Source organism: [Phormidium] sp. LEGE 05292 (assembly GCF_015207735.1).
Classification (GTDB): Bacteria; Cyanobacteriota; Cyanobacteriia; order Cyanobacteriales; family Aerosakkonemataceae; genus Floridanema.
Genome location: NZ_JADEWG010000321.1, coordinates 1 through 1,879, shown reverse-complemented (window position 1 = coordinate 1,879; position 1,879 = coordinate 1). Strand labels below are relative to the sequence as shown.

Below are 1,879 nucleotides of genomic sequence, written 5' to 3'. Positions count from 1 at the left end.
CTCCCCACCTCCCTACCTCCCCATCTCTCCACCTGCTACTACTGTGGGATGTTCTGCAATCCAACGATCGATATCTTTAATTACTTGTTCTGGAATTTCCCAAGGAAAAAGATGGGCGGTGTTGGGATAGCATTGCCATTGGGAGTTTTGCAAATGCTGTACTGTTTCTAAACTTGATTCTGGGGTGATATGGCGATCGTCCGATCCTGCCATTATTAAAGCCGGACATTGAATTTGTGAGAGGTCTTCGAGTCGGTTATAACCTGTTCTAATCGCTGTAGTTAAAGCGCGTGTAGCAGCAGATGATGTTCGTAAGTAAGCTGCAACGGCTTCTGTGGCAATAAAGTTGTAAGTGGCTGGAGTATGTTGTTGAATCAGGTAACGAAACAGGGATTTTTTCCCGAAAGTTTCAATATTCCATTGCCAACCCGGTTGTAATTGATTTACGATCGCCGCTAATCCCGTGTAAAGGTTATCTTGCCAACTAATAGGCGGATGACTACCACGAGGACGGGCAGCGGTGGCAATTAAAATTAATCCGCTGACTTTTTCGGGGTTTCTCATTGCTAATTCTAAGGCAAGAATTCCTCCTAACGACCACCCCAATACTAGGCAACGCTGAATTTGTAAGCGGTCTAGCAGGCTTTCTAAGTCGGTTAAATGGTCTTGCATGACAAAATTGCCCTCGCAGCGACTTTGACCGTATCCACGCAAGTCAGGGGCGATGGTTTGAAAACGTTGGGAAAGATGTTTGGTAAAAACGGACATACTGTTACTTGAACCAGGATGTCCGTGTAAGCAAAGAATGGGAAATCCTTTGCCTTGAATGTTCACGTTGAGTTGCATATTTGTTATTTGTCATTGGTCATTTGTAATATTTTTCCCCTAACCAATGACTAATGACCAAGGGATGATTAATTATTTAACACGGGCTAAAACATCTTCCACGTCTGATAATTGAACTGCGCCGGAAAATGTTGCACCATTCATGATGAAAAAGGGAGTGCCGGAAATACCGACGCTTTCGCCTAAAATCATATCTTCGGTGATGGATTTTTCGGCGGTTTGGCGATCGCTATTAAACTTCTCCAAGTCCAAGTTCAAATTTTTGGCAGTTTCCAAATATAACTCTTCGCCAAGTTGCTTTTGCTGAGTAAATAAAGCATCATGATATTGCCAAAATTTACCTTGTTGTCCAGCTGCCCAAGCTGCTTTTGCTGCTGGTAAAGCTTCTGGATGAATGTTAGATAAAGGGAAATTTTTGTAAACTAAAGTGACTTCATCCTGATGTTTTGCCATGAATTGTTTAATGGTTTTGTGTGCTTCTGCACAATAGGGACATTGAAAGTCAGAAAACTCCACTAAAATAATCTTTTTAGCAGGCGATCCTGTAATTGGAGATTGACCAATTATCCCATCAGGATTGGTTTTCATTTGTTGGACAAATGCCTGTTGCGCCTGCACTAATTGATTTTGAATCTTTTGTTGGTATGCTTGTACAGATTCAACAATTGCTTCGGGATGTTGGCGAATAATTTGTAAAACTTGTTCTTCTAATTGTGGGGTAATTCTAGTAGCTGCTTGGACGGGTGATGTCCAAAGGAAGAATGTTAAAGTGAGTAGCAAGAGGAATACTCTGATTATTGGCATAAATTACCTCTAGATTTAGTGAGATGCTGATATTTTTATTTTAATCGCGATCGCATAATTGCCAAAAGTCCGATCGCACTTGTCAAAAAAACCCAGTTTTTCGGCTCTCCCGTACCTGTGGGGATAAGTAAATCTTATTTAAATAAACAAGCTAACAGCTTTTCTCGCAAAGATTCAAAGCTTTTAAAGCCATAGCTTTGTCGAATAATGAGCTTAATTCTATTATTAA

Annotated in this window: 2 protein-coding genes; both read right to left on the bottom strand. The window is 40.8% G+C overall.

The genetic code is table 11. The annotated features are described in order from the left end of the window. Nucleotides 1-12 precede the first annotated feature (12 nt). Nucleotides 13-846 (bottom strand): alpha/beta fold hydrolase, encoded by an 834-nt coding sequence (locus IQ264_RS32330; protein ID WP_193986848.1) that lies wholly within the window; start codon nt 844-846, stop codon nt 13-15. Between the two features lie 72 nt (nt 847-918). Then, nucleotides 919-1,650 carry a DsbA family protein gene (locus IQ264_RS32325; RefSeq protein ID WP_193986845.1) on the bottom strand — a complete coding sequence of 244 codons (732 nt, stop codon included), beginning with the start codon at nt 1,648-1,650 and terminating at the stop codon, nt 919-921. Nucleotides 1,651-1,879: the final 229 nt, after the last annotated feature.

Excerpts from the sequence above, each read along its gene's own strand:
- IQ264_RS32330 (WP_193986848.1), bottom strand. The coding sequence starts at position 846 with ATGCAACTCAACGTGAACATTCAAGGCAAAGGATTTCCCATTCTTTGC.
- IQ264_RS32325 (WP_193986845.1), bottom strand. The coding sequence starts at position 1,650 with ATGCCAATAATCAGAGTATTCCTCTTGCTACTCACTTTAACATTCTTC.